General features: G+C 58.4%; 42 protein-coding genes. 5 read left to right on the top strand and 37 right to left on the bottom strand.

The window, feature by feature from the left end; all coding sequences use genetic code 11:
* Window positions 1-2: 2 nt before the first annotated feature.
* The 30 genes from HED64_RS10220 to HED64_RS10080 all read right to left on the bottom strand — a co-directional run bounded on the left by HED64_RS10220 (window position 3) and on the right by HED64_RS10080 (window position 13,989).
* Complete coding sequence (locus HED64_RS10220; RefSeq protein ID WP_168151903.1) at window positions 3-881, bottom strand: hypothetical protein; 879 nt, start codon at window positions 879-881, stop codon at window positions 3-5.
* Window positions 878-1,213, bottom strand: coding sequence for a hypothetical protein (locus HED64_RS10215; RefSeq protein ID WP_168151902.1), 336 nt, complete (start codon window positions 1,211-1,213; stop codon window positions 878-880). The genes HED64_RS10220 and HED64_RS10215 overlap by 4 nt, the downstream gene beginning before the upstream one ends.
* Window positions 1,210-1,437 carry a hypothetical protein gene (locus HED64_RS10210; protein WP_168151901.1) on the bottom strand — a complete coding sequence of 76 codons (228 nt, stop codon included), beginning with the start codon at window positions 1,435-1,437 and terminating at the stop codon, window positions 1,210-1,212. Before HED64_RS10210 ends, HED64_RS10215 begins: the two co-directional genes overlap by 4 nt.
* Window positions 1,434-1,751, bottom strand: coding sequence for a hypothetical protein (locus HED64_RS10205; RefSeq protein ID WP_168151900.1), 318 nt, complete (start codon window positions 1,749-1,751; stop codon window positions 1,434-1,436). The genes HED64_RS10210 and HED64_RS10205 overlap by 4 nt, the downstream gene beginning before the upstream one ends.
* Entirely contained in the window at window positions 1,748-2,083 is a 336-nt protein-coding gene (locus HED64_RS10200; RefSeq protein WP_168151899.1) for a hypothetical protein, read from the bottom strand. The genes HED64_RS10205 and HED64_RS10200 overlap by 4 nt, the downstream gene beginning before the upstream one ends.
* Window positions 2,080-2,268, bottom strand: coding sequence for a hypothetical protein (locus HED64_RS10195; RefSeq protein WP_168151898.1), 189 nt, complete (start codon window positions 2,266-2,268; stop codon window positions 2,080-2,082). Before HED64_RS10195 ends, HED64_RS10200 begins: the two co-directional genes overlap by 4 nt.
* Before the next feature lie 46 nt (window positions 2,269-2,314).
* A complete protein-coding gene (locus HED64_RS10190; protein ID WP_168151897.1) occupies window positions 2,315-2,737 on the bottom strand; it encodes a hypothetical protein in 423 nt (140 codons plus the stop codon).
* A gap of 219 nt (window positions 2,738-2,956) precedes the next feature.
* A complete protein-coding gene (locus tag HED64_RS10185) occupies window positions 2,957-3,397 on the bottom strand; it encodes a hypothetical protein (protein ID WP_168151896.1) in 441 nt (146 codons plus the stop codon).
* 117 nt (window positions 3,398-3,514) lie between these two features.
* Window positions 3,515-3,691 carry a hypothetical protein gene (locus HED64_RS10180; RefSeq protein ID WP_168151895.1) on the bottom strand — a complete coding sequence of 59 codons (177 nt, stop codon included), beginning with the start codon at window positions 3,689-3,691 and terminating at the stop codon, window positions 3,515-3,517.
* A gap of 79 nt (window positions 3,692-3,770) precedes the next feature.
* Window positions 3,771-4,721, bottom strand: a complete 951-nt coding sequence (locus HED64_RS10175) for a dATP/dGTP diphosphohydrolase domain-containing protein (RefSeq protein WP_168151894.1) — start codon at window positions 4,719-4,721, stop codon at window positions 3,771-3,773.
* Window positions 4,721-4,921: a hypothetical protein gene (locus HED64_RS10170; RefSeq protein WP_168151893.1), complete on the bottom strand. Its 201-nt coding sequence runs from the start codon at window positions 4,919-4,921 to the stop codon at window positions 4,721-4,723. The genes HED64_RS10175 and HED64_RS10170 overlap by 1 nt, the downstream gene beginning before the upstream one ends.
* A gap of 169 nt (window positions 4,922-5,090) precedes the next feature.
* Window positions 5,091-5,297 carry a hypothetical protein gene (locus HED64_RS10165; protein ID WP_168151892.1) on the bottom strand — a complete coding sequence of 69 codons (207 nt, stop codon included), beginning with the start codon at window positions 5,295-5,297 and terminating at the stop codon, window positions 5,091-5,093.
* Window positions 5,294-5,554 (bottom strand): glutaredoxin family protein, encoded by a 261-nt coding sequence (locus tag HED64_RS10160; RefSeq protein ID WP_168151891.1) that lies wholly within the window; start codon window positions 5,552-5,554, stop codon window positions 5,294-5,296. The genes HED64_RS10165 and HED64_RS10160 overlap by 4 nt, the downstream gene beginning before the upstream one ends.
* A complete protein-coding gene (locus HED64_RS10155; protein ID WP_168151890.1) occupies window positions 5,551-5,835 on the bottom strand; it encodes a hypothetical protein in 285 nt (94 codons plus the stop codon). Before HED64_RS10155 ends, HED64_RS10160 begins: the two co-directional genes overlap by 4 nt.
* Window positions 5,836-6,059: 224 nt before the next feature.
* Complete coding sequence (locus HED64_RS10150) at window positions 6,060-7,040, bottom strand: AAA family ATPase (protein WP_168151889.1); 981 nt, start codon at window positions 7,038-7,040, stop codon at window positions 6,060-6,062.
* A 4-nt stretch (window positions 7,041-7,044) separates the two neighbouring features.
* Window positions 7,045-7,998, bottom strand: coding sequence for a PD-(D/E)XK nuclease-like domain-containing protein (locus HED64_RS10145; protein WP_168151888.1), 954 nt, complete (start codon window positions 7,996-7,998; stop codon window positions 7,045-7,047).
* Entirely contained in the window at window positions 7,995-9,191 is a 1,197-nt protein-coding gene (locus HED64_RS10140) for an ATP-binding protein (RefSeq protein WP_168151887.1), read from the bottom strand. The genes HED64_RS10145 and HED64_RS10140 overlap by 4 nt, the downstream gene beginning before the upstream one ends.
* 27 nt (window positions 9,192-9,218) lie before the next feature.
* Window positions 9,219-9,458, bottom strand: coding sequence for a hypothetical protein (locus tag HED64_RS10135; protein ID WP_168151886.1), 240 nt, complete (start codon window positions 9,456-9,458; stop codon window positions 9,219-9,221).
* The gene (locus HED64_RS10130) at window positions 9,451-9,633 is read right to left on the bottom strand and encodes a hypothetical protein (RefSeq protein WP_168151885.1); all 183 of its coding nucleotides are present in this window, start codon (window positions 9,631-9,633) and stop codon (window positions 9,451-9,453) included. Before HED64_RS10130 ends, HED64_RS10135 begins: the two co-directional genes overlap by 8 nt.
* A gap of 139 nt (window positions 9,634-9,772) precedes the next feature.
* A complete protein-coding gene (locus tag HED64_RS10125) occupies window positions 9,773-10,045 on the bottom strand; it encodes a hypothetical protein (protein ID WP_168151884.1) in 273 nt (90 codons plus the stop codon).
* Window positions 10,042-10,419 (bottom strand): hypothetical protein, encoded by a 378-nt coding sequence (locus tag HED64_RS10120; RefSeq protein WP_168151883.1) that lies wholly within the window; start codon window positions 10,417-10,419, stop codon window positions 10,042-10,044. Before HED64_RS10120 ends, HED64_RS10125 begins: the two co-directional genes overlap by 4 nt.
* A gap of 193 nt (window positions 10,420-10,612) precedes the next feature.
* Window positions 10,613-10,969: a hypothetical protein gene (locus tag HED64_RS10115; RefSeq protein WP_168151882.1), complete on the bottom strand. Its 357-nt coding sequence runs from the start codon at window positions 10,967-10,969 to the stop codon at window positions 10,613-10,615.
* Between the two features lie 504 nt (window positions 10,970-11,473).
* Window positions 11,474-11,752, bottom strand: a complete 279-nt coding sequence (locus HED64_RS10110) for a F0F1 ATP synthase subunit delta (RefSeq protein WP_168151881.1) — start codon at window positions 11,750-11,752, stop codon at window positions 11,474-11,476.
* A complete protein-coding gene (locus tag HED64_RS10105) occupies window positions 11,749-11,964 on the bottom strand; it encodes a hypothetical protein (RefSeq protein ID WP_168151880.1) in 216 nt (71 codons plus the stop codon). The genes HED64_RS10110 and HED64_RS10105 overlap by 4 nt, the downstream gene beginning before the upstream one ends.
* Entirely contained in the window at window positions 11,957-12,214 is a 258-nt protein-coding gene (locus HED64_RS10100; RefSeq protein ID WP_168151879.1) for a hypothetical protein, read from the bottom strand. The genes HED64_RS10105 and HED64_RS10100 overlap by 8 nt, the downstream gene beginning before the upstream one ends.
* Window positions 12,211-12,432, bottom strand: a complete 222-nt coding sequence (locus HED64_RS10095; RefSeq protein WP_168151878.1) for a hypothetical protein — start codon at window positions 12,430-12,432, stop codon at window positions 12,211-12,213. The genes HED64_RS10100 and HED64_RS10095 overlap by 4 nt, the downstream gene beginning before the upstream one ends.
* A complete protein-coding gene (locus tag HED64_RS10090; RefSeq protein WP_168151877.1) occupies window positions 12,429-12,707 on the bottom strand; it encodes a hypothetical protein in 279 nt (92 codons plus the stop codon). Before HED64_RS10090 ends, HED64_RS10095 begins: the two co-directional genes overlap by 4 nt.
* The gene (locus tag HED64_RS10085; RefSeq protein WP_168151876.1) at window positions 12,704-12,847 is read right to left on the bottom strand and encodes a hypothetical protein; all 144 of its coding nucleotides are present in this window, start codon (window positions 12,845-12,847) and stop codon (window positions 12,704-12,706) included. Before HED64_RS10085 ends, HED64_RS10090 begins: the two co-directional genes overlap by 4 nt.
* Before the next feature lie 12 nt (window positions 12,848-12,859).
* A complete protein-coding gene (locus HED64_RS20050) occupies window positions 12,860-12,982 on the bottom strand; it encodes a hypothetical protein (protein ID WP_281069226.1) in 123 nt (40 codons plus the stop codon).
* Window positions 12,983-13,779: 797 nt separating this feature from the next.
* On the bottom strand, window positions 13,780-13,989 hold the full coding sequence (locus HED64_RS10080) for a helix-turn-helix domain-containing protein (protein WP_168151875.1): 210 nt from the start codon (window positions 13,987-13,989) through the stop codon (window positions 13,780-13,782).
* A gap of 182 nt (window positions 13,990-14,171) precedes the next feature.
* Between HED64_RS10080 and HED64_RS10075 the strand changes: the two genes are divergently transcribed.
* Together HED64_RS10075 and HED64_RS10070 are read left to right on the top strand one after the other, a co-directional pair.
* Window positions 14,172-14,579, top strand: coding sequence for a hypothetical protein (locus tag HED64_RS10075; RefSeq protein WP_168151874.1), 408 nt, complete (start codon window positions 14,172-14,174; stop codon window positions 14,577-14,579).
* A 357-nt stretch (window positions 14,580-14,936) separates the two neighbouring features.
* Window positions 14,937-15,713, top strand: coding sequence for a response regulator transcription factor (locus HED64_RS10070; protein WP_342590700.1), 777 nt, complete (start codon window positions 14,937-14,939; stop codon window positions 15,711-15,713).
* Here the strand turns inward: HED64_RS10070 and HED64_RS10065 are convergent.
* From HED64_RS10065 to HED64_RS10055, 3 genes are all read right to left on the bottom strand, one after another.
* Window positions 15,703-16,107 (bottom strand): Hpt domain-containing protein, encoded by a 405-nt coding sequence (locus tag HED64_RS10065; RefSeq protein WP_132364339.1) that lies wholly within the window; start codon window positions 16,105-16,107, stop codon window positions 15,703-15,705. The genes HED64_RS10070 and HED64_RS10065 overlap by 11 nt on opposite strands.
* A 333-nt stretch (window positions 16,108-16,440) precedes the next feature.
* Window positions 16,441-18,078, bottom strand: a complete 1,638-nt coding sequence (locus tag HED64_RS10060; protein ID WP_245325919.1) for a sensor histidine kinase — start codon at window positions 18,076-18,078, stop codon at window positions 16,441-16,443.
* A gap of 238 nt (window positions 18,079-18,316) precedes the next feature.
* On the bottom strand, window positions 18,317-19,342 hold the full coding sequence (locus HED64_RS10055) for an isopenicillin N synthase family dioxygenase (RefSeq protein WP_168151872.1): 1,026 nt from the start codon (window positions 19,340-19,342) through the stop codon (window positions 18,317-18,319).
* A 180-nt stretch (window positions 19,343-19,522) separates the two neighbouring features.
* Between HED64_RS10055 and HED64_RS10050 the strand changes: the two genes are divergently transcribed.
* Window positions 19,523-19,822, top strand: a complete 300-nt coding sequence (locus HED64_RS10050; RefSeq protein ID WP_168151871.1) for a type II toxin-antitoxin system VapB family antitoxin — start codon at window positions 19,523-19,525, stop codon at window positions 19,820-19,822.
* A gap of 7 nt (window positions 19,823-19,829) precedes the next feature.
* A complete protein-coding gene (locus HED64_RS10045) occupies window positions 19,830-20,456 on the top strand; it encodes a LytR C-terminal domain-containing protein (RefSeq protein ID WP_168151870.1) in 627 nt (208 codons plus the stop codon).
* A gap of 58 nt (window positions 20,457-20,514) precedes the next feature.
* On the opposite strand, the gene HED64_RS10040 is transcribed toward HED64_RS10045, so the two are convergent.
* Both HED64_RS10040 and HED64_RS10035 read right to left on the bottom strand, forming a co-directional pair.
* A complete protein-coding gene (locus HED64_RS10040) occupies window positions 20,515-21,237 on the bottom strand; it encodes a DsbA family oxidoreductase (RefSeq protein ID WP_168151869.1) in 723 nt (240 codons plus the stop codon).
* Window positions 21,238-21,468: 231 nt separating this feature from the next.
* Complete coding sequence (locus HED64_RS10035; protein ID WP_210149574.1) at window positions 21,469-22,833, bottom strand: amino acid permease; 1,365 nt, start codon at window positions 22,831-22,833, stop codon at window positions 21,469-21,471.
* Window positions 22,834-23,121: 288 nt separating this feature from the next.
* On the opposite strand from HED64_RS10035, the gene HED64_RS10030 reads away from it, so the two are divergent.
* Window positions 23,122-23,772: a YoaK family protein gene (locus HED64_RS10030; protein WP_245325903.1), complete on the top strand. Its 651-nt coding sequence runs from the start codon at window positions 23,122-23,124 to the stop codon at window positions 23,770-23,772.
* On the opposite strand, the gene HED64_RS10025 is transcribed toward HED64_RS10030, so the two are convergent.
* Both HED64_RS10025 and aceB read right to left on the bottom strand, forming a co-directional pair.
* Window positions 23,769-24,980 (bottom strand): MFS transporter, encoded by a 1,212-nt coding sequence (locus HED64_RS10025; protein WP_168151867.1) that lies wholly within the window; start codon window positions 24,978-24,980, stop codon window positions 23,769-23,771. The genes HED64_RS10030 and HED64_RS10025 overlap by 4 nt on opposite strands.
* A 302-nt stretch (window positions 24,981-25,282) precedes the next feature.
* Window positions 25,283-26,920, bottom strand: coding sequence for a malate synthase A (aceB, locus tag HED64_RS10020; protein ID WP_168151866.1), 1,638 nt, complete (start codon window positions 26,918-26,920; stop codon window positions 25,283-25,285).
* Between the last annotated feature and the right edge of the window lie 46 nt (window positions 26,921-26,966).

Below are 26,966 nucleotides of genomic sequence, written 5' to 3'. Positions count from 1 at the left end.
GATCAGCGCGGGTACGATCCACGAGTAGATCGAATATCGGTGTGCTCATCCTTGATTCCTTCCATAAGTTGTTTGAGTGTCCGCCACGAGTGCGACTTACCAAGCTCGGCGATGCAATCCTCCATATTGCGGAGACGCGACGAAGCCTCACTACGAAAAGCGGTCCGAATCTGGTCCATGTCGTGCGCATCGTAGATAGCGCGCGCAATCACCTCGGCGTCGATCGCCCGTAGATGATCACCGAAGCCGCGGTTAGGGCGACGGTCAGAACGCCGAAGCTTTTCGTAGGCTTCCCCCACCTCCGTGAACTTCTGTTCCAGTGGGTTAGCCTGCCGACGCAAATATTCGACCTGGGCCGCGTCCCGCTCATCTCGCTGCTGAACCATCCGGTCGTAACTGGACTCAGCATTGGTTACCCGCCGCTGTAGCTCAATCGACTTATAAGCCTGATGAGAAATCAGCTTCCCCAACACCGGCCCCTTATCCGCAGGAGTCAACACCGGCGCTTCCTTGAGCACCGTCATCATGCGACGATTCGGATTCGTCGGCGGCGTACACACACCCCAGTCCTCGGGTATGCGATCCATCAACCCATCCACAATCGACGCATCACCGACCGCCAACCACCACCGGTCGCAATACTTCAACCACGGCTCACACTTCGTAGGATCCCGAAGCTCAGACAGCAGATCCGACCGGGTGACTTTGATTTCGTAGCCGACCATGTGCGCGGTGCGGGCAACCATCCATATGGCGTCTGCACGCCGGTCAGAATTGGGTGCCTGCACTTCGGGGATCAGTAGCCCGGACGGACGGAATTCGTCACGTATCAGGTCATTCTCTAGCGCCTTCAAGACGGCCATTGCGTCTAGCTTGCTCATTCGTAACCCGCCTCGCTCGCATGGGGAAGAGTGGCGAACCGGTGGATCGCTAAGAGGCGGGCTTTGATCCATTGCACGTGCGGGTCGATCTCTTCCGGCACCCCAGCCTCGAACGCCGCCGCACACTCCATCTCGTACAGTCCGCGTGCCCGCTGATACTCTGCGGCCAGCTCGGCGTCGCCCAGATGTTTCTCTCGCGCCCACCGATTCACATGCGCAAGCGTGACCCGCGTATCCCGCGGCAACCGGTAGCCAATCGGAAACGACATATCCAGCGGATAGACCGTCAGCACTAGCTTCGGGCGGTCATCCTCATTTCGTGGCGCGCTCATAGCATCGTCCCGCCGCTAGACTTCCGAGCCATCCGCACCGCATACCGCATAGCCTTCGGATGGCGCTTGAAATACTTCTCTTTGCCGAACAGATGATCGGGCGACTTGACGATCCACGGTCTCTTCCTTTTCGCAATCCGCACGCCCGTCACCCCATAATCCCGATTACCAACACGCCACCGCGCATCATCAGCCCAAATCGAATCCGCAAATGCCTTGATCATGGTTTCCACGCTTCCCAGCCCGACGCCGGGCCTGCATTGACAATCGAATACTTAATCCCGCGCATAGACTGCGCAATCACCGGCAACGCTGAACACAACACCGCCGCCTCCAAAAACCGCGCCCTGGCAGCCGGCCCAAGCGTCTTGTTATCCGTACCGACCTGCACCAGCGCCAACCCATATTCCGGGTGAGCCATAGCGAGGTCAGCCGGCCCCTTAGATGCAGCCGCCCGCATGATCAATACCCAGTTATGGGCGATCATGTGATCACGCACCTTGTACTCACGAGCGCGCCCCTGTGAAGCTGTACTCATCGGTCCTCCTTATGTTTGGCCCTCGATTGGCGGTCTTCCCGGCAGTGATCACAAATGCAATCGGGGAATAAATGCACCCTGCAATCCGGGCACAATCTGCGTCGGTCGTCGCCGCGGCTGTGGAAGTGGGTCTTCATGAGCACGAGATGGGTCGGCGTCTCCAGCGCCAGGCACTCTTCGCATTGCAGCGTGTAGACGTTCCGCCCTTTGGCATTCGTGGTCATGCCGACGATTCCGCGGACGCATCCGGGTAGGTCTGGCAGTCGCTCGGGTGGCAGCGCGTCGAGCACGTCTAGCTGGCCCGGCAGGACTGGAATCGGATCATCGGTCATGTGCTTGCCTTGTCGATGGCGGCGAGGGTTCGGTCGATGGTCGCGGGCTTGAGGTCGAAGCGGTACACCGCACCCGACCTAGTGCGAATCGTGACATCGCGCAAGACGGTGCTTGTGGGGTGTGGTGCATCGGTCAGCGATTCGATTTGTGACGGATCAAGCCATATGTCGGCAATGTTGATCACGGGGTGTCCTTTCGGGCATGAAAATAGCCACCGGGTGAACGGTGGCTTAGGTGTCTAGTGGTGGGTGGGTGTCGCGCCATGTCCGCCAGTTGGGCGGTGGTGGGTGTGGTTTGCCTGGTCGTTGCTGCCCCTTGCCGACTGCATCAGGTTCGCGGTCGCCGGCGATCACATCAGCGAGGCAGGCCCGGCAATGGTGTGCGTCCTCTTCGGGATGCTCTGGGCATTTCGGGGATGGCGGCAATTTCGCTTTCGCGGCTTCGGGCCAGAACCGGGGATCCGTGAAGATCAGGCCCGGCGTGAGTACCGTCGCGTCTCGTGCTGCGGCGATGGCTGCGGCGGCAACATCCCCAAACGGTGCGGGGATCCCATGATTCTTTTGAAGGATGGTCATCATGGATGCCGTAGACCATCGCGGGCGTATTTGATTCAGCAGGGTGGCGAGTGCTTGGGCTTGGGTTTGGTTGATCAAAATTTATCCATCCCTCAATCAAGCGTCCGCAGCCCTCGCGTTAAGTACTTGACGATTGATTGATTTGTCTTAGATTTCTTTTTTAGAAGATGAGTAGAGACTTAGGTTCTTGTCGCACCTACTTAAGTAGGTATCTATAATCTGCACTGGCTCTTGCTACGTTTTAGGGCGGCAAAAATAGCGGCAAATGCTACTTTTTTGCCACTATTTGCCACTTCCCTAAACACCCTTTTCGACCACATTCGGGTCTTTGATCCAGTCCAAATTACCCACCGCATCATCTTGACAATAGGCACACGATTCGTCGTAGATAAGCCTGTTGACGTGATTCGTCGTGTGTCCACCGCGCGCGCCTGCTGTCTTCCTTTTGGCAATGACATCGGGGGATGATTGGTGCTTTTCGTAGTCGTGCACCCGATAGGTGCCGGAATCGACCTTAATTAGCAGCCCTTCCGCCACCAGCTCGCGGAAGGGTCCATCGCCACGAATTTTGCAGGCGCGCGCGGTCACGGTCCCGCTCTTTTTCTGTTTGAAGCTGCGCATGATCAAACCGATGTGGAGTAGCTGCGCCGAATCGGTCAAATTGTCGATCTTCGGGTTATCGAAATAATCGACTGACAGCTTGATCCAGAGCCTACGATCTACCTCCGGTTCCGCCATCCGTATTCCACTCCCTCCGCAGCTTGTCCCAGCGGTTGAGGATTGCGGCGACGCCCCCCAGGATGATGATTGCCGCGACGTCCACGACTGCCTGTGTGATGACGCTGGTGGTCTGCATCATTCGGTGCATGGTGCGTCCTGCGCTTCGAGGTATTTCACGGCGTCTTCGCGCTCAAAGAAGCTGAGTGCGTGGGTGCGTGATGCGACTGTGACGATGCGCCATTTGTAGCCGTCGAACATGATGCGTGGATCGGTGACGGGTTCGGCGGCTGGTGCAGGCTTCGGCTTGCTCATGCGTTGATTCCGAAACTTGCGCAGACCATCAAAGCGATCCAGAAAATTGTGCATGCCCAGATGAAATGCTTGAACGTGCTCATGATTCTTCCTTTTTGTAGCGGTCGTCGTGGTTGGGGTGCTCATCCATGAAGGCGAGTAGCGTTAGTGCGTGGAATGCGACTGCGGCCATGTGTGGGGATTGTGTTTCGGCGTCGATGTCTTCGCCGCCCCAGAAGGCTTGTGCGTGGCGTTGTAGGGCGTCGAATGATTTGGACCATTCGTAGCCTTGACGCCATTGGTGCTTGTCGTATTTCTCGGCTCCAATTCCGTAGTGGCGTGCGACCTGCGCAAGTGGCTTGGTGGGGATGAGTGAGTGCATTTCAGGCTTGACGCCTTTTTGCCCTCCGGTGGAGGATGTCGTGCGCACCTCGCCCGTCAGGTGACTGTCTGCCGCGAACCTCATCTGCTCGGCGGTCAACGGGCGAACCCGTGGCGTTCCATCCCCCCAGTGTGTTGCGGAGATGCTTGCGTTGGTCTCGCCGGTGCCTGGCCTGTCGCGTCTCGGTAGGTATCCGACCTGCCGTTTGGCGGGGGCCACGAAGACCGGTGTGTCTTTGTCGGGCGGCGGGTATGCCGCGCTGTGCATCTGCCCGCCTCCGAATGCACCGGTGTGCCCGGATTGCCCGATGGTTCCAATCCTGTCGCCCGCCTTGACGGTGCCGGGTGTCTCGAAGTGGATGTGCGCGCCCTCGGGTTGCTTGAGGTATTCGGCGTTGACGATGCACGCGCCGACAGGGCGACCATCCGCGTGTGCGAATTCAGCGCAATCCAGCCCACGCCCTTCCTCGGGTCCGTGGTCGTGAACCTTACGCAAGTCGGACTCGGGTGCGGCGTGCTTGAGTAGTCGAATAAGCTCTCTATCACGCTTGCCGTCCGGCCATTGCACGATTACGCACCCTGCGGCACCATCGGCGCGCACGACCGTGCCGACGAAGCCGTGTGCGCGATCTTCGTACTCCACACGGTCGCCCTTTTTGAATACGCTCATTAGAATTCCCCCTCATTGGGTGCCAGGACTAGTGCGGCGGCTGCGAAGTACGCGGTCAGGCCGGACGGGAATTTCACCCGGTAGCAGACAACAAACTCCGGGTCGCGGTCGGTGACGATTCCCACTTCATCAAAGTGGTGTTCGTTTGGATCGATGACGCGCACCGGATCTTTTAGCTTGAATTTGCACATGGTGTTCATCGGGCCTTTCTCATGCCGCGTGGGTGGTGTGGGGAGTTGAAGTTGAATGCTGGTTTGGTGTCGGGCTTTTCGGCTTTGTGGTGGTCGCATTCGTGGTGGAAGTAGCAGACGCCGAGCGCGCGGTTGCAACAATTCCCGCGGCATTCTTGAAGTGCTTTTTCGTAGGGCGTCACGGTGTTATCTCCGTAGCGTGGGTCGCCGCATGGTCTGCATGATCGCGCCGGAACTGTTCTAGCGTGTCCTTGGCGACGTTGGCCCGATTGCGTGCCGGTTGACTGGTGGGGTATCGGTCCAGTTGGCGGACGGCCATGCGCATCTCGTGACGCGCACCGTTCAAGGCTTCGGCGGTGGACTTGCAGTAATTGCACGCGCTCATGGCGTTCCTTTCGTGAATTCTTCGAGCTTGTCTGGGTTGAATCCGTACCAATGGGCGACCAGTACGCCGTCGATATGGACGGTCACAACGGGCGCTTGCGAGTAGTTCCATGCATGGAATTGAGCCATCAATGCCGGATCGACATCGGCAAGCGAGATTGCCGTGTAGGGGATCTTGCGGCTGTCTAGCCAGAACTTCGTCGCCATGCACTGTCCGCACCCGATTGGCCTGGTGTAGACGGTGATCGTGCGGCTCATTCGGTGTCCACTACGTGCACCAAGACCAGCTCGGCACCGGCAAAGGCGTATGGCCTTTTTTCGATGTCGCCGAACTTGAGTACGGCGGCGTATTGGCCGTCGCCGTCATCGTCTTGATATTTGACCTCGGCACCGTACTGCGTCACCGCGTTGACCCATGACTGCACGGAATCGAAGAGAAGTTTCACCTCGTAGGGCTGGTCGGGATGCGTGAGGCCTGCGGGCGGTGAGGCCACTAAATCGGCGGCAAGCGCAAGAATGCCGACATCATGTTTCTGCATTTCAAACCTTTCGGGCACGAAAAAAGCCACCCGACTGGATGGCTTGGAAGTGGGGGTTGTATTGGCAAATACAATGCTGTGACGCTGTATATCTCTATTCCTGATACCAGCGGAACGGGTGCAGGCATTGACCGCACACCCGCCAATCGCAATCCGCGACCTTGCAATGCGGTTTGCCGTTGATGGCGGCAATCGCCTTGCAGTTGGGGCAGCGGATCGTTTCGCTAGCCATTGTCTTGCGGTGGTGTCGGGGTGCCAACTCCAGCGGCGGCTTTGATGCGGTTCAGTTGGTCTGGTCCCGCGCCTGCTGCCTCGTATTCGTCGTATAGCGCCTTTAGCTCAGCACGGCTCTTGCACTGCGCAATTTCTGCGCCCAGCGCGTCACCGGGGCCGGTCGTGGGAGCCTCAGATGGTGCCGGGGCGGTCTCTGGTGCCGGGGTCGGTTCTAGTTCCTCCACGGGCTGCGTAGCGGAATGTTGACGCGGTGCCGTGTTGCCTGGCTCCACGTATCCGAACGCCTCCCATAGTGCCGCGAGTGTGAAGTTGGGGAACGGTTTGTGTTCACCCAACGGCACATCGTGGCGCAGCGAACGCGCGCCCGTGATCCGGGCGGCGCGCGGTGCCTCAAATTCCACAATCACACCGACATCGAACGGTAGCGACTTGTGCCCCTCGTGCTTCCACGTTTTTTCCGTGGTCGGTTGGCCGCGCTTCATGACCGTGACCTCATTCATGCGCGCCGTGATGATCACCGGCCCGTTGTGCCGGTTGAGCTGCGACATGACCGCTTTCCAGTGGCTTGCGGCCTTGTTCCAAAGGTCCATTGTGATTTGACCCTTGTTCTTTTCGCGACGGTCGGCGATGAGCTGCACGTTATCTACGATGAGCTGCCACAGCATTGACCCTGAATCGAGCACGATCATATTGGGTCGCGCGGGGTTGGATGGCTCATTCACCGCGTCGGTGACTGATTGCAGAATCTCTTGATAGGTGCCGTTGTGCACACCAATCTCGAAGCGCGCACCGGGAATGTTCCGATATTCGTCGGGGTCATCCTCGCCAACACCGATCCACAAAGTGCGGTCGATGTGCTGTGACGCGGACGCCTCGGCGGCTGAGAATGACTTGCCGGTTTTCTGAATGCCAGCCACCAGGATGATCGGCCACGGCGGCTTGCCGGTTGGTTGCCTAGATTTGAAGGCCATGTCTCTACTCCACTATTTCGTGAACGGTTGCCTCGGTCCAAGGCGGGAGGTCGATTTTTTCGCGGCGCGTGTATCCGGGCCAGATGCCGGTCTCTCGGCATCGGTTCCAGACGTTTATCGCGTGGTCATTCATGCGCCGGCCCAGATCGCGGGCGTACTCGGTGTGCCGGTAGACGCCCACACGGTAGGGCGGGTGTGACTCCACGACGATGAAGGGGAAATCGAATTCGGCTCCGGTGATCAGGTGTCCGATGTCGTTGTACCAAGGGTCTTGCGCGAAGTATCCGAAGTTTCCGGATGACTTGCGGAACCCGTCACGGGACGCGTCGGCGGCTGTCTTCACATCGGGCATGAGCTTGTTTTTGACAGACATTGCATCGGGGCGTGCCCGAAGTGCGGTTCCCATGTGGTCGGCGAATAAGGACACCTCGCGCTGCTCGCAGGCTTCGAGGATTTCGCGGGCCTCGGGGTCTTCGTAGATCGCATCTCGCATTTCGTAGATGCCGTCAAGCTCCGAAGTCTTCATGGGAATCTTGCCAGCGGCTAGGGCGTCGTCTCGCTCAGCCTTTGCGATCGCGGTTGTGTAGGCCGGGTGTTTGATTTCTACGACATCACCCAGTGTTCCCTCAAGCACGAGTGAGTGCACGACAGTGCCCAGCTCGAATACTTTCTTGCGATCCCGCGGGTGTTTGGTGAAGTAGTGATATTCGGCTGGGCCTCCGTCCTCCACCAGCTTGCGGGCGGTGGACGACGAAAGCACGTCCGTATGCGCGTGGTATTCGGCGTTGGTCATGTCAGGGTAAATGCCTGGCTTGGTTGGTTCGCGGGGGACAAAGACCACCTCGGGGATCACGCCCTTTGCGGGGGCCGCAGCCTTGGGCGGGGTGTATGTCTTGGAAATAGAAACGGGCGGCGTCTCCACCTTCGGAGTTGCCGCCCGTGCACCTGTTCTGATCATGCGTCCAGCTCGCCTTCTACGAAGAAGTATTCTTCCTCGCCCTTGGTTTCCCGAACAATTTCGATGAACACTTGGAAGTCGGTTGCCTCTGCCATGTCTTGCAGGATCGCCAGATTTTCCATGTCCAAAACGTTCCCGTCACGAATGACGATGACGCGTATCTCGGGATCGGTTGCCATGATCATGGCGGCGGATAGGATGAGCTGCTTCGCTCCCGATGCGCGGCTGAACGGTACGCCCTGATACAGCACGCCCTCTTCATCGAAGCTCATGCCCTCGATGGGCATCTCGGCGTTGGCGAGGCCGTCAGCCTTGCGCTTGTCGATGGCTTTGATTTCATCGGTCAGTGCTTCGTATGCTGCTCGAAGGCTTGCCTTTTCCTCGACGGCGCTGCGTGCGTTTTCGTTTGCGCGAATCGCGGCGTTGGTTTCCTCGATGGTGGAAAGTTGGGCGTCGAGTGCGGCGGTGTCGATGCGTCCCGGCGCGCTTGCCAGCGTATCTTTGACGGCGACTAGGTTGCGTTCAGCTATTTCGAGTGATGCTTTGAGGTGTTCCACTTCGTTGGCCCAGTGCTGCACCGAGTGTTCGGCGATGTCGATCTGCTCGTTGGAAGCGTGACCCGCGCGGATGGCGGCAATCAGGTCCACGGCGCTGGTCTGTTCGGTGGGTAGGCTTGGATCCACGGTGAAGTCACCGATCGCCTTGCCAGCCTGCCCAATCTGGAGCCGCTTGGATTCGAGGGCTTTGCGCTCGGCGTCCAGCTCGGCGGGCTTGAACGGTAGATCCACGATTGACAGGAGCGCGGCGAGTTGGTCCTTTTCGCCCATGCTGATGAACTTGCGCCCGTCGATGCCCAGGCTGCTCAATCGGGCGTCAATCTCGCGTTGCCCGAACTTCTCACCCGCAGCATCAATGCCCCGAAGTGTGGATCCCGAAGGCGTATACCCACGGATTAGCGTGGATCCATCGGTAAGCTTGAGTTCTATCGACGCCTTACCGTGCCCGTCTTTTATGGGCCGCTTGATGTCGCGGCTGCTATGTCCGCAGATGGCGGCTTGTAGTCCGTCGAGCTTGGATGTTTTGCCGGATTCGTTTTTGCCGCATATGGCAATCAGGTTGCCGGATGGGTGTATTTTGGCGTAGCTGACGCGCTGGAAGTTGACCAGTGTCGCTTCTGAGATTGTGGTTCCCAAGGGGTGTCCTTTGGTCGGTGTGGGTGGTTAGTCTTCGGGGATGCCGCGGATTGAGGCCATGACCATGAGCATGGTCATGTCTTGGCGTGCGAGCAGTTGGCGGTATAGCGGGCGCGTTTGGCCCTGGAGGTTTTCTAGTGCTTTCAATGCGTAGAAGCCGTGACCCTCGGGGTAGGTGGCGACTACATGGACGGGGATCGTGATGCCGTTTTCTGACGTTGACGTGAGGTGGAAGCTGAGTGTGTCGGTTGCTGGCTGGTCAGTCATCGTCGTTTTCCTCTTCGGGGTCGGGTGGCTTGTGTCCGAAGATCGCCCATAGGAGACGTTCGCCGGGGGTTAGGTCATCGGGCATATCGTCGGGGTATCCGTCGTCTTCCTCGGTGTCGGTGTGACAGCCGCAGCCTTGTGAGCATCGGGCGTAGTCGTCATCCGGGCGGGTCATGGCTTCTCCGTGTCGGGGTTGTGTCCGCAGCGCATGATCCAGTGCCCGCCGTGTGATCGGCTGGAGAATCTGCCGCAGTGCGGGCAATTGGATTGTGGATAGTCCGGGCGCGCCCAGTCGGAAGGCAGCGGGGTCGCAATCACGGCCCCTTCTTCCATTCGCGGCGCATCGCGTTTTCCACGATCTGCCAATCGGTGACGGCCTGCATTGCCTTGAGGGTTTCCTTTCGGGCGTTATCTGGATGCCATGAGCCGGTCGCGTACAGGAGCGGACCGCCTGGGCTGGTGTTGATTCCCCCGGCCATTACCTGCGACCACGGGGCGTTCTGCGTGGTCGTCAGGCCCACGCGTCGAGCTGCTGCCCATTCCTCGGGGCTGTACTCGCGCCCCAATGGGTTGAATTGATCGCTCATTCGGTTTCCCTTCGCGTGGTGCTCCCCATCTCGGAAGGCACCGTGTAGCCAAGCGACTGGGCCAATTGACGCCGAGCCGCCGCGTGCCCCTGCCAGCGGTTGTAGTCCCCTTGGTTATCAGTGCCGCGAGTCTGCCTAAGCGCCTCGACGTACTCAGTGCGCGCGTTGATGAAGGCGGCAACTATCGGGTCAAGTTCGGCAACCTCGGGGGTGACCTTGGCCTTGTCTTCGGCGGCAATGACGGCGGCTCCCAGATGCATGCACCACCGCACACGCTCATCCTCGGGGGCCATGTAGACCCAATCGAGTGCCTTATGACCGGTTGCGGCCCAGACGGCTATTGCTGCCCGCTCAGTGCGCAGGTCGGTGCTCATGACTTGCCGCCGACGCGAAGGGTGGTTATCGGTGCATACTTTGCGAGCTGGTAGGAGTCAAGCGGCGCGCATTCGTAGCTGCACCACACGCCACCCCGTAACTGGAATATGTCATCGGAAGCGTCGGCTACAACGCTCCTGTCCGGCAACTTCTCAAGTGCTGCGGCGACCATATAGCGCGCTTCTGCGGTGCTCATGGCTTGACCCCGTGCCGTTCGCGGGCTTTGCGAGCGACGCGCAGCCAAGCTTCGGCAAGATGTCCGGGCATGCGCCCGAATGCGGGGTAGGGGTGGTCGTCGGGGAATGCTGCGGTGTACAGCTCCCACGCATCAGCTTCGAGTGCCGCGCGGTCGGCGGCTGCCTGGGCCGTAGCCTCGACGGCACGGGATGCTTTATGCAGGTACTCCACGGCTACCGCTATGAACGCTTCGGGCGATCCGGACAACACATACTTTCCGTTGGCGGGCGTCGCTTCGAGGAATGCCAGCGCGATGGCCGTCCTGTCTTCTGCCTTAAGCTCGATAACCCTAGCCTCAGTTTCCGAATCCACGATCCATACGTCAACGTTGGATTGGGGACCGCTCTGCACTTCCAACTGCCGATTGCTCGACCGACTATTGAATATCTTTCTCATAATTCCTCTTTCTGGGCATAGAAAAGGGCGGTGGTCATTTGACCCCGCCCGATGACTGTTCTTTAGGTACGTCCACCATTACGGCTCCAGCGCAACCTTCGCGCCGGTTCCGGTGGTGGTAGACGCCACCACGCGGCACTTCCCTGCCGCACGCCTGGCACATGACCCGCTCGGCCATATATTGCCGCCGACATTCCCAGCAACGACCGCGCTTACTCTTGGTGACATCATGACCAGCGGGGCAGTGGGTGCGCAGTGATAGGGCGAACGGCACATGGGTGACCGTTGGTGATTTGAAGGCCGCGCAAGAGTCACACAGTGGCGTACCTAGCCGCGTGTGCTCCAGAAGGCCGGCGTGTGTCCCGTGATCTAATCCATCGCGGGAAATCGGCTGACTCCCTCGATACACATAGCCGGGCATTAGTCGATCGCCCCCGGCGTCTGCTTGAGCGCTTCGATTTCATCGTCGGTCAGTGGCGGTGCAAAGATCGTCATCGCGTCTATGATCGCGGCCTTCTGGTCCGCAAGTTCTGCAAACCGTTGATCATTCGCTGCGAGGTCGGCAATGTATTTAGCACGGGCGACCATGAGTGATGCGCGGGCGGTCTGCGCGGACGTTAGTTCACGCGTGTTCTGATTCAGCGCGTTCACGAGCATCTGGTTTACGTGCGCGTTTGGGTGCGGCTCGTGGTTGGTCATGATTCCGGCTCCTGTCGAAATGCTTTGAGGTGCGCATCGTTGAGCAGGCACGCGATCGCCAACGCGCGACCCGGCAGCATGCTGAGGTGCGCGATGGACATTTGATCGACCTCGCTAGTCATGATGCCCAGATCCAGCCGCACCATCCCGTCGCGTACTGTGACCACGGCATCGTCTACCGGGATTGATTCGTCAATAATCGAGTCACACATAATGGTTATCCTTCGTGAGCATGTCGCCCAGGGTTGTATCGATTTCGGAATTGAGGAACGCCACCCACGAATCGGATTCGTCGGCGCATTCAGACAGTTGCACGGTCAAAGCCCAAAGCTGCCCCAGCAGATAGGGGTCGGTTGGGCCTACCTCCGCTTCAACCCGTGCGTGTAGCTCGGGGAATGTGGTGCCGTCAGCCTCGAAGGTGACGACCGCGGATAGTAGCGACAGGCGGGGATTGTCGGTCATGACGTTGCCTTGTGCATCGCTGTCACAATTTCTTTGCGAAAATCGCCCAGCATCTCGAAGGACTGCCCACTGAGAAGCCGAACGCGCGTGGTGTGCTCTTTATACACAAGCGAGTACGTGACGACGATGGACTCGATTTGCGAGGCCCGAATACTCAGCCCATCCAAATCCTTCGCCGCCTTGCCGAAATCGATCATGCCCGCATGCTCATTCATCACGACACCACCAATCGACCGTCGAGCGGCGCGCGGTGCATATACAGGTATTTCTTCACGCGGATGTTAGCGGCGCGTACGGCGGCGTCGAAGTCGCGGTGCCTGGCATACCGCGTGTCGCTCGGAACGCGCACCGTCTGGAATGGTGCCTTGTCCAGATTGCTCGGCACGACAGCGACGGTGAATGGTCGCCCGGCGTTGGGTGTGCCGGTTACCTTGTAGCTCGGTGCGCCGTCGATCACGTTGTGATCGCCGTCCATCTGCCCCCACACGTTCACGACGCCACTTCCTTTTCAATCAGCGCCGCGGCCTTCGCCAGTAGCGCTTCGGCCTCAGCCCACCGCCCGTAGAGCATGGCGGCGAAAGCATGATGGCAATAGGTGCTTATGGTGCACGGATTTCCTTGGACCCTAGACATGACATTGATTCCTTATTCGGTTGGTGTGAGTAGGTTGATAAGTTCGGCCTGGACCTGAGTCTCAGCATCACGCCGCGAAACACCCGCAGCGATCAAACGGAAAACCCTAACTTCGCGGGAAGACTTAGCACTCATGGCGATTAGCTCCTGATTTTGGGTACGAAAAAGGGGGCCAGCAACATTGCTGGCCCCCTCGTGGGGTATTTGCTTAGTTCGCAGTTACGGGTGCCGGCCATTGACCGGTGATTCGGGCCTCTGCAAGCGCCGCGCGTTCTTTCTCTTCCGTCTCCATCGTGATGATGGATGCCCGGTGATGATGCATTGGAATAGTGCTGTCGATCATCTTTTCATTCCCCCAGAATGAGCGTTTAGGTGTTTGGGTACTGCATGTGCCCCGTTGAGGAATCGAACCTCAACTGCGATAAAAATCGCTGAAACCATCCGGGCCGCACCCCATACCGCCTTGCGGCGTACTGTCGTCCAATTGAGTTAGGAAAATAGGGATGCTACATTGTGCACACGCCGATACATGTTTGGCGACTGATCGGTGTGTAAGTAATCAAAACGATACATCGTGTGACCTAATTCGTAGCGATTAGATCCATCCCACCCCGTTGGGTGAGTGCTCCACCGACTAACTCGGTGATGTGGTCGATAGGCCGCTCGCACTCCCCACGGGCCGGGCTTACCCCCGGCGCAGACATTCCGCGGCTGTCTGCCAGTGCACCGTGATCACGCCACTTACGCGACCAGCGACCCGAACTAGGGTGTAACCCCTGTACTGTTCGGAGCGGAACCTTGCCTTAGCCCAGGCCCGCCGTCCAACTTTCCCTATGTGGCCCCGCCATCGCTATCCCCGCTATGCCAGCCGGTTTATGATTCACGATCTAACGGGACGTTATGAGGTCCAAAACATCTTCCAAGTGGAAGACTTATATTGCCTGACGCTTACCACGTTTCTCAACGCTCACGGGCTTGGCCCGCATCTGCTCTTGAATTTCGCGGATGTCCTCGGCAGTAAACCGATACGATCGACCGAGACGGTGGTGCGGCCACTGCTTGTCGCGGCACTTCCGCCAGACGGTGGTGATAGTGAATTCGGTGAGGTCGGCTACTGCATCGGCCTTGAAAAACTGTTCCATCACTGCCATCCCTAGTCGGTTGATAGTTGGTTGATACGGATAGCTTGCACCAGTTTCAACCGAATTACAACCATGTAATTATTCAACAACCGTTTCATATGCGGTTTTGGCGCGTGATTCCGCGGAAAAATTGCTCAAAAAAAGATGCAAAACCAACCCACAAAGGGGCTAGAATTGCGAACATGAGTAAACTCGACACAACCCAAAGTCGCATAGCCGAGCTAGCCCGCCTTGAGCGCGGGCGACGTTCCCGCGACACTATGGTTGCCGGCGAGGACTTGCACCGATCCGTTTACCAAGATTTTGAAGCGGGCAACCGCTGGCCCCGATCCGCCACCCTGACCAAGATTGAATCCGTACTTGGCTGGCCCGATGGAATCATCGAGGCGGTGTGCAAGTCCGGCATCCCCGCCGACCGACTATCTTTGGGGCACATGCGTGGCGAGCTGGCACTCACGCCGGGCGCAAATAAGCTCAGCGGGTTCACGACGCCCGAGCTATTGCAGGAGCTAGCCGTGCGTGCTGCCCTGGACTCGCAGGGCGGGCAGGCGGCGCGTGATCTATTTGAGCGCCTTGAGGGTGAGGCGTGATATGCGTAACTCAAATCAAGTGCGACTAACTGGGCACCCTATTTTCAACCTAGTTGGTGGCTCGCTGATAAAGTCAGTGTTTTTCGTAAGTGGAGTACACCCAACCGAATCCAAGTGCCCCCGTGATCACTGGATATACCAACTCATAACCGACATTCCGGCAAGTTCGATAGGGGTTCAAATCCCCTATCCTCCGCGGATACGGTATCGGTCTTGACTTGAGAAATCTCGTCAAGGCCGATTTCGTTTTAAGAAGTGACTCGCATGCTGATCTTGAGGCCATAATCGTTAGACTAACGATTATGGCATTGCGAATCCTCTGATTCGTCGACCGGAATCAGCGGAAAGGTGAGCGTAGTGAATGAGAGTCGAATCGCAGTGGTCATAGAGGACGACGCGGATATTCGTGGATTGCTTGACATCGTTCTAAGTCAATCAGGATTTGATGTTCACTCTACGGATTCCGGAGTCACGGGCATTGAGCTGGTGAAGTCTCATGAACCCGATTTGGTGACGCTGGATATTGGGTTGCCCGATATCGACGGTTTTGAAACCGCTCGTCGTATTCGGACGATTTCCGATGCGCACATTCTGATGCTGACGGCCCGCACAGATGAAATCGATACCGTGCTAGGTCTTGAATCGGGAGCCGATGAGTATGTCACTAAACCGTTTCGCCCTCGCGAACTTCGTGCACGAGTCGATGCGATCATGCGCCGACGGGCTCATTTTCCGAGCCCGCTGAACCTCGAGGTTCCGATGTCTGCCACCGCGGCTGAGGAGACTCCTGCCGCTTCGTCTGACACACCGGCACGTACGCTCAACGGCTTGGTGCTGAATGTAGAAACGTTTTCGGTCCACGTTGAGGGCGAAATTAGGAGTGTTACTCCCACGGAATTTGTTCTGTTGGATGCGCTGCTCAGCGCCAGAGGACGAATCCGAACTAAAGCCGATCTGGTTCGACGTTTGCGAGACGAAGACCGTGATGCGGGCACCTATGTGTCGACAGCCGATGAAAGATCCGTGGAAGTCCATGTGGGAAACTTGCGCCGTAAACTCGGCGACTCGGTCGTAGAACCACGCTGGATAGAAACGGTGCGCGGAGTGGGCTATCGATCGGTGGCTAGTCGCTAGAATCCTGGAGATAGGATTTTAAGGCTTGCTCGGCAAAGCCCGGTTTGGTCAGGATCTGAAGGACACCGAATCCAGCTTGTTTGATTTGCTCGATCAGTTCACACTGCATAGTCACATTTTCATGTCTGAACGCGGAATGAAGAAGTAGCGCTAGCTGGGCCAGCTCCTTGGCTCCAGCCATGGTGGCTGCGGTTCTTAGCGAAAGTGCGGCATCCTCTCCCGCGTGGACATCTCTAGTGGCGAGCGCACTAATGAGTCTCGAAACGCGTGTTGGCCACATCGACTCGAAATTGGTGATGAACGTATTTACTGAATCCGCGCCGAGCTCCGAACCCAGTTTGCCTAAAGTTTTGGAGCTTAGCGTCTCATTTGGGCAAACCGGTTGGGTTGTCATGCAACTTATCATTGCTCATGAAGCTCACGAACGGCTCCAGATGACTGCAAATCCACCTCAAGGTATGCCCATGAAATCTTGAGGTGGATTTGCGTGATTATTGCCTGTTCCAGGACGAAATATTGACGGTAATAGTGAATAGTACTGAGTGGTCGGCGTTCGTAGTTGTCTGGATTTGGCCAAGTGGCAATGGACGCGGGGTGTGATCAGTCCTTTGCGGCCAATGGTTGGTTCGTCGCTCGCTACTTGGGGGTGTGAGCGAACAACTGTGAACCAACATGCGGGGGTCCTAGACGCAAATGGGATCCCCGCTCCAGAAATGCTGGCGAGAAGCTACCGCAATCCTGGAGACGCTTGGGGGCGCTCAACGTTCTCCGCAGGAGAATGCTGATGATCGTTCGGGGACTTGCGTGGCAGCGTGACAGTCATTCTCGTCCCCGTACCAAGTTCACTTTCGGCAGTTATTTGTCCTCCGTGTGCCTCCACCAGCTCATGGCTGATTGCCAAGCCAAGCCCGACCCCGGGTAGCCCGGAGCGGCGAGCCGCGTCGGTTCTGAAGAAGCGGGTAAAAAGTCCCTTCAAGTCCTCTGCTGACATGCCGTGTCCGGTGTCCGAGACGGTCAACGAAATTTCCTTGCTGCTGCAATTCATTTCAACCATGACCGAGCCTCCTGCGTCGGTGTACTTGAGCGCGTTAGATACTAGGTTGTCCACAACCTGGCCCAACCGCAGGGCATCGCCCAGCACGGGTTCGTGGCAGAGAGATCCCTCCACCAGTTTTATGCCGGCACTCGCTGCGCGGGGCAACATTGATTGAACTTGGCTGTGGATCACTGCACCAAGGTCGATTGCGGTGATATTGACTTGTTGATGGACCGCCGCCGCGGTGAGCAGGTCGTTGACCATGCGCAACATGCGTTCTGCGTTACGCGAGAGCACTTCCACTGATTGATGCTGGGATTCACCGAGCTCGGGGTCCTCTTCCAGAAGCTCCAGATATCCCAGAATGGAAGTCAACGGAGTGCGTAATTCATGGCCCACGTTGGCCAAGAATCGGCTCTTAGTTCGCGAGGCTTCAATGAGCGGTGTGATGTTCTTGAACATCACCACTGCACCGTCATATTCTCCATCCTCGTCGAAGAAGGAGCGCGCTGAGATGGAGAGGTACATCGGATCATTAAGCGGTCCCATGGCGAAGAGTTCGTCGGTGAATTCTTCCTGTCCGATGGCGCGCTTTACCGGTCGTTCCTCGGAATCCAACAGTCTTGGAAGGGTCTCGTAGGCCATGGAGACGGCGCGGACCAATAATTGGGACTCGTTGGGGTCTTCATTTTCCGACGGTGTAGCGTGCCGATGCTGGAACCGCTGGATATCGTTCATGAACACATCGTTGCCATTGCGATCCACTACCACCACGCCGATGTTTGCCGCGTTAAGAACCGCATTAAGCAGGTGTTCTTGGTGTCGACTCGAGTCCAGCGTGGTGCGCAGCTGACTCTCCGCAAGGGCGGTGTTTTGCTCGACAATGACTGTGCTCGTGGCTAGTGCCAGGATGGACAGCGGAATCAGCAGAGGCTTGGCGAACATCCCCGGTTCCATTAACTGGTCGCTATGCCAAAGTTGCAACCACGTCGCCGCCAGCGGAACAACGAAGGATAGACACAACGTCAGCCGCGGGACGAGCCCGGACCACGCGAACCAGAAGACGGGAAAAGCAATAAGGAGGCTGACCCCGCTGAGCCACGTGTACGCACCGATGGCACACAAGGCGGCGGATAGAAGCCCGATACCCGGAACCAGCAGATATAGCTTCCGCGAAGGCAAAGACTCCCATGGAATCGTCCATGCCAATGCACTGTTGACCAACGTCACTAGGACCCCGGAGACAAAAAGCGGGTCCCCGAAAAGCTGTACTGGGGCGACGATGGCAGCCAAAAGGCAGCACATGAGCACCGCTATCAGCATCGGCATCTGCGACAAACCGACTTTTCGATTCAGAGGCAACGCAGAAAAAGGTACACCACCGGTCACGAGCCGAGGTATTCGGAGTGATAGGCACTGGTCCTTTGGCTGCTTCTGCGATGATGCGCTCATGGAATCTAGTCTAGGGAGTGTCTCTCCGCAAGCAGGGCCATGGCGCATTCAAGTGAATGGTGGTGGGAGTCCAGTTCAAAAGGAGTCCCACAACCATCTACTTGGCGCATCGGTTCTACTTCACGAGCTGCGGGTAGTGCGCCTTGGCCGTCTGCGGGTGGGCACGGAGCCAGCCCTTGAGGACGTTGGCACCGTAGGAGGCCAACATGGGGTTCTGCGGATCGTCCGAGACGCCACGAGCATCGGCTGCCAACTCGGCAGGCAGTGGCACAGGGTTGATGACGGAGTCCAAACGTGGCGAGAAGAAGAACGGCACCGAGTAGCGATCCACTCCCGCAGGCGGGGCAATAACGCGGTGGATGGTGGCCATCAGGTATCCGTTGGTTGCAACCTCAAGCATTTCGCCGATGTTGACTACCAAGGCGCCCTCGATTGGCTCTACGGAAATCCATTCGTCTTGGCCGTAGGGCTTGACCTGCAGCCCGCCGACAGCGTCCTGCAATAGCAGGGTGATGAATCCATAATCTGCGTGGGCACCCACACCCTGGTTTCCTGCCTCGGGGACGAGGCCGCCACCGACGTAATGCACCAGCTTGCCCATCCAAGCCGGGCTCTGGGCGAAGGGTTCGTCGAAGTACTCTTCCGGGAGACCGAGTCCCACGGCCAGCGCCGAAAGCAGCTCGGTGCCGACGGTGTTCATCAACTGAGACCAGTCCATTGCGGCGGTTTCCAAGCGAGGGAAATTCGTCGGCCACTGGTTCGGTCCCTGCAAGTTCAGGTAGGGCGCGTCGGCCGGGACATCGGTGAGGACCTCACGCTCGGGTCCATAATCGATTTGTTCTCGCGAATCGGCGCGGCCACGGGTGATCTCGGCACCGAGCCGAGTGTATCCGCGGAACTGGGCCGAGGTTCGGTTGTCGAGCTCAAGCTTCTGTTCGACTGGCAAGGCGAAGAAATCAGCCAAGGTCTTAAGCAGGTTCTTCGTCGTGTCCGGGCCGGCACCAAAGCCGGTGATCTGGAAGAAGCCCACCCGGTGGGCGGCATCACGCAATGCCGTAACGAAGTGTTCATCAAACGTGCCATCGGCACGACGTGCTGTAGACATATCTAGGACCGGAACGGTGGTGAGAACTGTACTCATGACTCAAGGATGCACCCGGATGACATGTTTGTGACAGCAGAAGTTACCCCACGTTCCGTACTGTGAATCCATGCGTCGTGACCCTTGACTTGGGTCACCAATTCACCTATTTACACAACGACTCGCACGAAAAACGGCTAATCGGTCTAAAATCGCACCGAAGTTTCCTAAGCTGGGTGAGTGATCTTCAAATCCGTCGGCGATTCGCGCCCGTACCCGGAACACGGCTACGAGACCCCCAAGGACTGGGCCTCCGTGGCCCCCATGCAGGTTCGCCTTGATGAGCTGGTGACGACCAAGAGTATCTTGGACCTCTCAGCGCTGCTTGCCGAAGACTCCACCTTCTTCGGTGACCTGTTCCCGCACGTCGTGCAGTGGAAGGGCACCCGCTATCTCGAGGACGGTTTGCACCGCGCTGTTCGCACGGCACTGCATCAACGTTCGATCCTGCATGCCCGAGTGCTGGTTTTGGAGGACTGAGGGGAACATGGGGCACAATCCGGACCCGAAGGAGTGGCATGGCCACCACATCATTACCGAAGACGAATTGGCCAGCCCTGAATTCACCATTGATGCGAAACATCGTCGTCGGAGAATCATCCGGCGACGGGTCATTTTGTCGCTGACGCTGCTGCTTCTGATTGCCGCGTTGGTCATGGCCTACCTCGTGAACACCCGCACGGTGGTGATCGATGCCCTCGAACCACAACCGGTGGCGCAGGCTCCCATAAAGGTGAATGAATCCTGCCCAACGCAGAAGTTCAACTACGCCGATCCGAAAAAAATGACGGTGAACGTCATGAATGGCACGCAAGTTGCTGGCCTTGCCGGGGCTACAGCAACAAAGCTCAAGAAACGTGGTTTCAAGGTTGGGAATGTGGGTAACGCCCGGCTCTCCAAGGCCGATGTGGTGGGGGCGATAACCTCCGGCCCTGACGGCTACGCGCAGGCCATGACGGTGCAACGCAATATCAAGGGCCTGACGTACGTGTATGACGCCAAGCGCAAGGGCAGCGCGGTTGATGTGGTCATCGGGACCGAATACGGGGACCTTGTCGAGGAAAAGAAGGTCAACAAGAAGCCGGGAAAGCTTGGCTGTACGCCCAAGAAATAAGCTGTGGCGGCTCCAGCGCGTGCCGGAACCGCCACAGCTTGATGACGGCTATTGACCCTTAGTTGCAACCCTCAGGGCCGCAGGTGGCACCATCTGCGGACGGTGTGCCAAGCATCTGCAGGTCCTCACCGCCGATTTCCTTCCAGACCTGGCCGAGGGCCTGCGCAAAGACCTCGGTAGGCTGGGCGCCGGAAATCCCATATTTGTTTTCCAAGACGAAGAACGGCACCCCGGTCACTCCCAGCTCACGGGCGCGAACTCCATCGGCACGTACGGCATCGGCGTACTTGTCGGTGCCGAGAACTTCGGCGGATTCTGCCGGGTCAAGTCCGACAGTGTCGGCGATGATTTGCAGCGCTTCTACGTCTCCGGTGTTTACACCCTGTTCAAAGTGTGCCGAGAGCAGTGCTTCCTTCATCTGATTTCCAAGACCGCGTTCCTTGGCCAGCGCCAGCAATCGCAAGGCGGTAAAGGAATTGGCGACGTGGAGAGATTCGAAATCATACGTCAACCCTTCGCCCGCGGCCTGGGTGGTGACGTGCTCCAGCATGCCGGCCACCTGCTCAGTTCCCATGCCCTTGATCTGCGACAGATATTGAAGTTCGCTGCCCTCAAAGTGCTCGGGCAACGAGGGGTCCAGCTGGAACGCATGCCAATTGACATCGACCTGCTGACCAAAGGGAAGTTCGGCAACGGCCTTCTCGAAGCGACGCTTGCCAATGAAGCACCACGGGCAGGCAATGTCGGAATAAATATCAACGCTCAAACGAGTTTCAGTCATGCCTGTGGCAACAGTGGGCACATGGTGCGTATTCCCGCTGCGTTCTGGCGGGCTGACACAAAACCACCACGACTTCCTCGCCTGGTCCATGCATAGGCGGTTTGGCTCGTTGATCGTATCCACCGCAGGCCTCACGCGATCATAAAACTGCCGCTTAAAAAGCGTAAGCCGAGCAGCTCGGTGAGCTGCTCGGCTTACGCTTGAAAAATGAGATGCGGTTTGGCGGACCCGTTAGTGCGCCTCGGCGGGAACCGACTCGCGCCCGGTCTCGTCGATAAGCTCGGCGCGTTCGTGTCCCTTGCCGCGCACCCACACCTTGTAGGCAACGAACAAGAACGCGATCCATACAGCGCCCACGATCAGTGCAATCCGCGTATCGGGGATGATGCCCAACAGCACAATGACAAAGCCCATGAAGGCGAGTGCCACGTAGGATGCAGCGGGCCACCAGGGGGAGGGGAACTCGGAGGCCAGTAGGCCCTCGCGCTTAACGGTCCGCTTCATGGAGATGTGTGAAAGCAGAATCATGACCCACACCCAGACGGTGGCGAAGGTGGCAATCGAGGCGATGATCAGGAACAGTGATTCGGGTAGTACCGCGTTGAGCACCACGCCGGCCAGCAGCACGATGCCCATGGTCAGTACCGTCATCCAGGGAACCCCATGACGGGAGATCTTGGAGAAGGAGGCCGGCGCGTGACCCTGCTGGGCGAGGCCAAACATCATGCGCCCGGCACCGAAGATATCGGAGTTGATCGCGGAGATTGCTGCGGTGATGACCACGGCGTTCAGGATGTGCGCGGCGGCGGGAATACCCAGGGAGTCGAAGATCTGCACAAACGGGCTACCCTCGGTGCCGACCTGGTTCCAGGGGTATATCATCATCAAGATGCCCAGCGTGCAGACGTAGAAGAGCAGAATTCGAATGGGTACGGTGTTGATGGCTTTGGGCACCACATCCTTGGGATTCTGCGCTTCACCGGCCGTGATGCCAATGGTTTCGATGCCACCGAAGGCAAACATCACGATGGAGAAGGACGCCAGCAGGCCCCAGAAGCCGTTGGGGAAGAATCCTCCGGCAGCCAACAGGGTGCCGAATCCGGGGTTCGCCTCGGCGGGCAAACCGAAGCCGAAGAGTACGATCAGCACGCCGCCGAGGATCATGGCGATGATGGCTGAGACCTTGATCAGCGACAGCCAGAACTCGGTCTCGCCGAACACCTTGACCTTCATCAGGTTCAACGCGGCAATGAAGAAGACCACGGCCAGGATCCAGATCCAGCGCGGAACATCGGGGAACCAGAACCCCATGTAAATGCCGAAGGCTGTCACATCGGCAATGGCCACGATCGCCATTTCAAAGGCAAACGTCCAGCCGGTGATGAAGCCGGCGAACGGGCCCAGATATTTGGATGCGTATTGGCCGAACGAGCCGGAAACCGGGTGTCGCACCGCCATCTCGCCCAATGCGCGCATGACCATGAAGACTGCGGCTCCACCGACCATGTAGGCCAGCAGGACCGCGGGGCCCGCTGCCTGGATAGCGGATGCGGAACCGTAAAACAGACCGGTACCGATGGCCGAACCGAGGGCCATGAACCGGACGTGGCGGACATTAAGTCCGCGGGCAAGCGCCTGGGCAAATTGGGGCACGAAAATAAACCTTAAGTTGGAGGGGCTTATCTAATGGTAAGTCGAGGGCTCTGCTCCGCCATGATCCGGTGGCAGGGATCACCCGCATGACCGCTGGTGCGAGGCCTAGACTGTGAAGAAGATCCGGCTGTTGCCAAGCGGCAACGGGATTTTCAAGAGCAGCAGGTGCCCGGCTGGGTGCACAACGTCGTGTCAGGGCACGGATGGAAGTGAGTGTAGGTGGCACGGTCTTTGGGCAGGAAAGCAATGGCCTATGCCGGTGGGTTAACCGCCATTGCAGGTTTTATTGATGGCGTGGCATTCATCCACTTCGGTGGGTACTTCGTCTCGTTCATGAGTGGCAATTCAACGCGCTCCAGCGCCGAACTGGCCCGCGGGAACTTTAGCGCGTGGGCCATGGCCATCGCCCTCGTGATCTGTTTTGTCTTCGGGGTGGCCGCAGCTACGCTGGCCAGCAATGTTCCCTCGGTACATCGGCGAGGTGCAGTGTTATCGGTGTCCAGTTTCTTCTTGCTCGCCGCGGCACTGACGGCGCTTGGACCTGCGAGTTTCTTCACGGCCCTGCTGTTGTCCACCTCGATGGGAGCAATCAATGCCACCTACACCAGACGCGGCGAGGTCAGCGTCGGGCTGACCTACATGACCGGGGCACTGGTGAAGATGGGACAGCACCTTGCCGCTGCGCTGGTGGGCGGTCCGAAGTGGGCCTGGCTACCCTACGGCGCACTCTGGATCATGATCACGATCGGATCCTTCGTCGGAGCACTGGTGTACCTGCGACTGGGGCTGTTGGGACTTTGGATCGCCGTCGCAGCATTGCTGGTGTGGACGGTCGTTGCCTTCGTGCGGGACAGCCCCGAACGTATCTTCCGCGCGAGCTAGAGCGCCTGGCGGCGAGCCCCGCTCTGGTGACGTCCATGCACCATGTAGTAGACGCCGATGCCGAAGACCACCAAGAGGGTCAGCATGCCGAACATACCGGTATATCCCAGATGCGGGATGAGCAGGCCCAGCGCAATAGGGCCAAACCCGATGCCGACATCGAGCATCAAGAAGAACGTTGAGGTGGCCACGCCCAGCTCGGCAGGTGGAGCCGCTGACACGGCAATGGCCTGGGCGCACGGCATTAATGCGCCAAAGCCGAGACCGGCGAAGGCCGCGGCAAGAGCGACAGTGAGGTTGCTGGGTTCAAACGCAAGTGCTGCCATGCCAATGACGAACACCACCAGCAAGGGGTACATGATGGCGTTATCTCCCTTGAGGTCCTGAATGCGTCCGGCAAAGAGCCGAGAGACCAACACGGTGGCCGCGTAAACAATGAAGAACCAGCTGGCTGCCGCGGTCATCGACTTGGAAAGGAGATACGGAGCGAGGAAGGACACCACGCCGGAGTAAGCGATGCCGCATACCAGAATGACCAGGGAGATGGGCAGTGCCGAGGGGCTGACGATGGAACGTAAAAAGCTGCCCTGGCGCGTTGCGGAGGCGCTCAACTGTGCCGTTCGCGGTGGTTCGGGCATACGGACTAGCAACGTGAAGACCAATGCTGCCGTCGAGAAGATGGTGCAAAAAACGAAGACCGAGGTGTAGTTGCCACTGCCAGCGAGCAATACCGCCAAAAATGGTCCTACGGCGGTAGACAAAGTGGTTGAGAGACCGAAGTAGCCGGTACCTTCACTTCGTCGCGACGCGGGAATCAGAGACTGCACGGCCGTGGCGATGGCGGTGTTGGCCATGCCAAACGCCATGCCGTGGGCGATGCGGACCATTAGCAATAGGGGGAGCGTTCCGCTGAATCCGTAGAAGACCGATACGACTGCGAAGAGGCCAAGAGCAAAGATCGCCAGTCGTTTGCGACCCATGATCTGCAACAATTTGCCGGCAAAAAGCCGGGAAATGACGGACCCAATAACAAACGCGCTGGAGGCAAGTCCCGCGGCGGTATCCGAGGCCTGAAACCTGTCCACGGCATACAGCGCCATCGAGGTCATCAACAGGTAGAAGACCATGGAAATGAAGAGGTTGGCGAGTCCCGCAAGTAAGAAATCTCGGGTGAAGAGTTTCGTTGGCGGAATGTCAGGCTGGCTCACCGGGCTCCTTCAAGAAGTGATAACGACGGATGGCCGCGCGGAGGGCCAACTCTTCATTATTGACCTGTAAGTGGGCCATTGGAGGGCAAATTCGAATTCCTGGTGGTGCTCTTGGCGACAGGGTGGAGAGTTTTTCGTCTCGTTCGCGACCCTTTGATCCGCACCGCCAAAGAATCGTCCCCACCCGGTATTGCGTGGCCGGGTGGGGACGAAAGGAGGTTATGAAGTTGTATCTTGGTGACGGAATCCAAGGGATGATCGCGTCATTGCGCTGGTCCCTTGACCCCGCCACCACAGATTTTCTAGCGTGTTGCGGCTTCCAGTGACTTGGCCTCGCGGAGGTAGCGGTTGTAGGCCTGAACGGTGAGGAAGGTTGGGAAGTCCTCCCGCAAGGCACATGCTTCAAAGATTTCGCGTGCGTCTTCGAAGCGATCTCCCTCAAAGCGTGAGAGCTTCTCGAACTCTTCCTCGGTCATGTCCTCAACCCACGATCGAGAAATCAATTCGCCGGTGTCGGTGATGGCTGCCTGCTGGATCCACTGCCAGATCTGTGAGCGTGAGATCTCCGCGGTTGCAGCATCCTCCATGAGGTTGTGGATGGCTACTGCGCCGTTGCCTCGCAACCAGGCTTCCATGTAGCGGATGCCCACCTCGATGTTGTTACGGATGCCTGCCTCGGTGATCTTGCCTTCGGTCCCGGCGATGTTCAACAGCTCCTTGTCATCCGGGGTGACGTCTTCACGGGTCCGTTCGCGCTGGTTGGGGTTTTGCCCCAGAACAGCGTCGAAGACCTCTCGAGCAACCGGAACCAGGTCGGGGTGGGCCACCCAAGAACCGTCGAAGCCGTCGTTGGCCTCGCGGGTCTTATCGGCACGCACCTTCTCCAGAGCCACGGTGTTGACTGCTTCATCCTTGCGGTTGGGGATGAAGGCAGCCATGCCGCCGATGGCCATGGCACCGCGGCGGTGGCAGGCCCTGACCAATTGCTCGGTGTAGGAGCGCATGAACGGGGCCGTCATGGTCACCAGGGAACGATCCGGGAGAACAAAGCGCGGGCCACGGGAACGGAAGTTCTTGATGATGGAGAAGATGTAGTCCCAGCGGCCGGCGTTCAGCCCCGAAGCGTGCTCGCGCAGCTCGTAGAGGATCTCTTCCATTTCGAAGGCGGCGGTGATGGTTTCGATGAGTACCGTGGCGCGGATCGTGCCCTGCGGAATGCCCACCAAATCCTGAGCCAAAACGAAGACATCATTCCAGAGGCGAGCCTCCAGGTGGTTCTCGATCTTCGGCAGGTAGAAGTACGGTCCGCGGCCCTGGGAAATCAGACGCTGAGCGTTGTGGAAGAAGTGCAGACCGAAATCGACCAATGCGCCGGAAATCGGCTTGCCGGCTACCAACAGGTTCTTCTCCGGCAGGTGCCAGCCACGCGGGCGGACCACGATGGTGGGCAGATCGGTGAGCTTCTGGCCGGTGAGCTTGTATTCCTTGCCCTCGGGGGACGTGAAATCGATGGTGCGATCCAGAACTGCACGCAGATTCAGCTGCCCGTTGATGACATTCGACCAGGTGGGGGTCGAGGAATCCTCGAGGTCCGCCAGCCAGACCTTGGCTCCGGAATTCAAGGCGTTGATGGCCATCTTGCGGTCCGTGGGGCCGGTGATTTCCACGCGGCGATCCTCCAGACCGGGTGCGATGGGGGCAACCTGCCAGCTTGCATCGTCGCGGATGAACGCAGTCTCGGGACGGAACTTCGGGTCCGAGCCGTTGGCGATACGAGCGCGGTTCAGTTGACGGGTCTGCATGAGTTCAGCGCGGCGTCCGTCGAATGCCTTGTGGAGCTGAGCCAGGAAGTCCAGCGCTTGTGGGGTGAGGATTTCTTCCTGCCGGCGGACTGGGGCAGCGACCAAAGTAATACCGTTCAGGGTGATTGGATCGTTCATGGCTGTGACTCCTTCTTGGATCAAATGTTTATGGGTGGGATGTGTG

It is taken from the genome of Paeniglutamicibacter terrestris (assembly GCF_012271785.1).
GTDB lineage: Bacteria > Actinomycetota > Actinomycetes > Actinomycetales > Micrococcaceae > Paeniglutamicibacter > Paeniglutamicibacter terrestris.
This window is presented reverse-complemented; position numbering and strand designations above follow the sequence as displayed.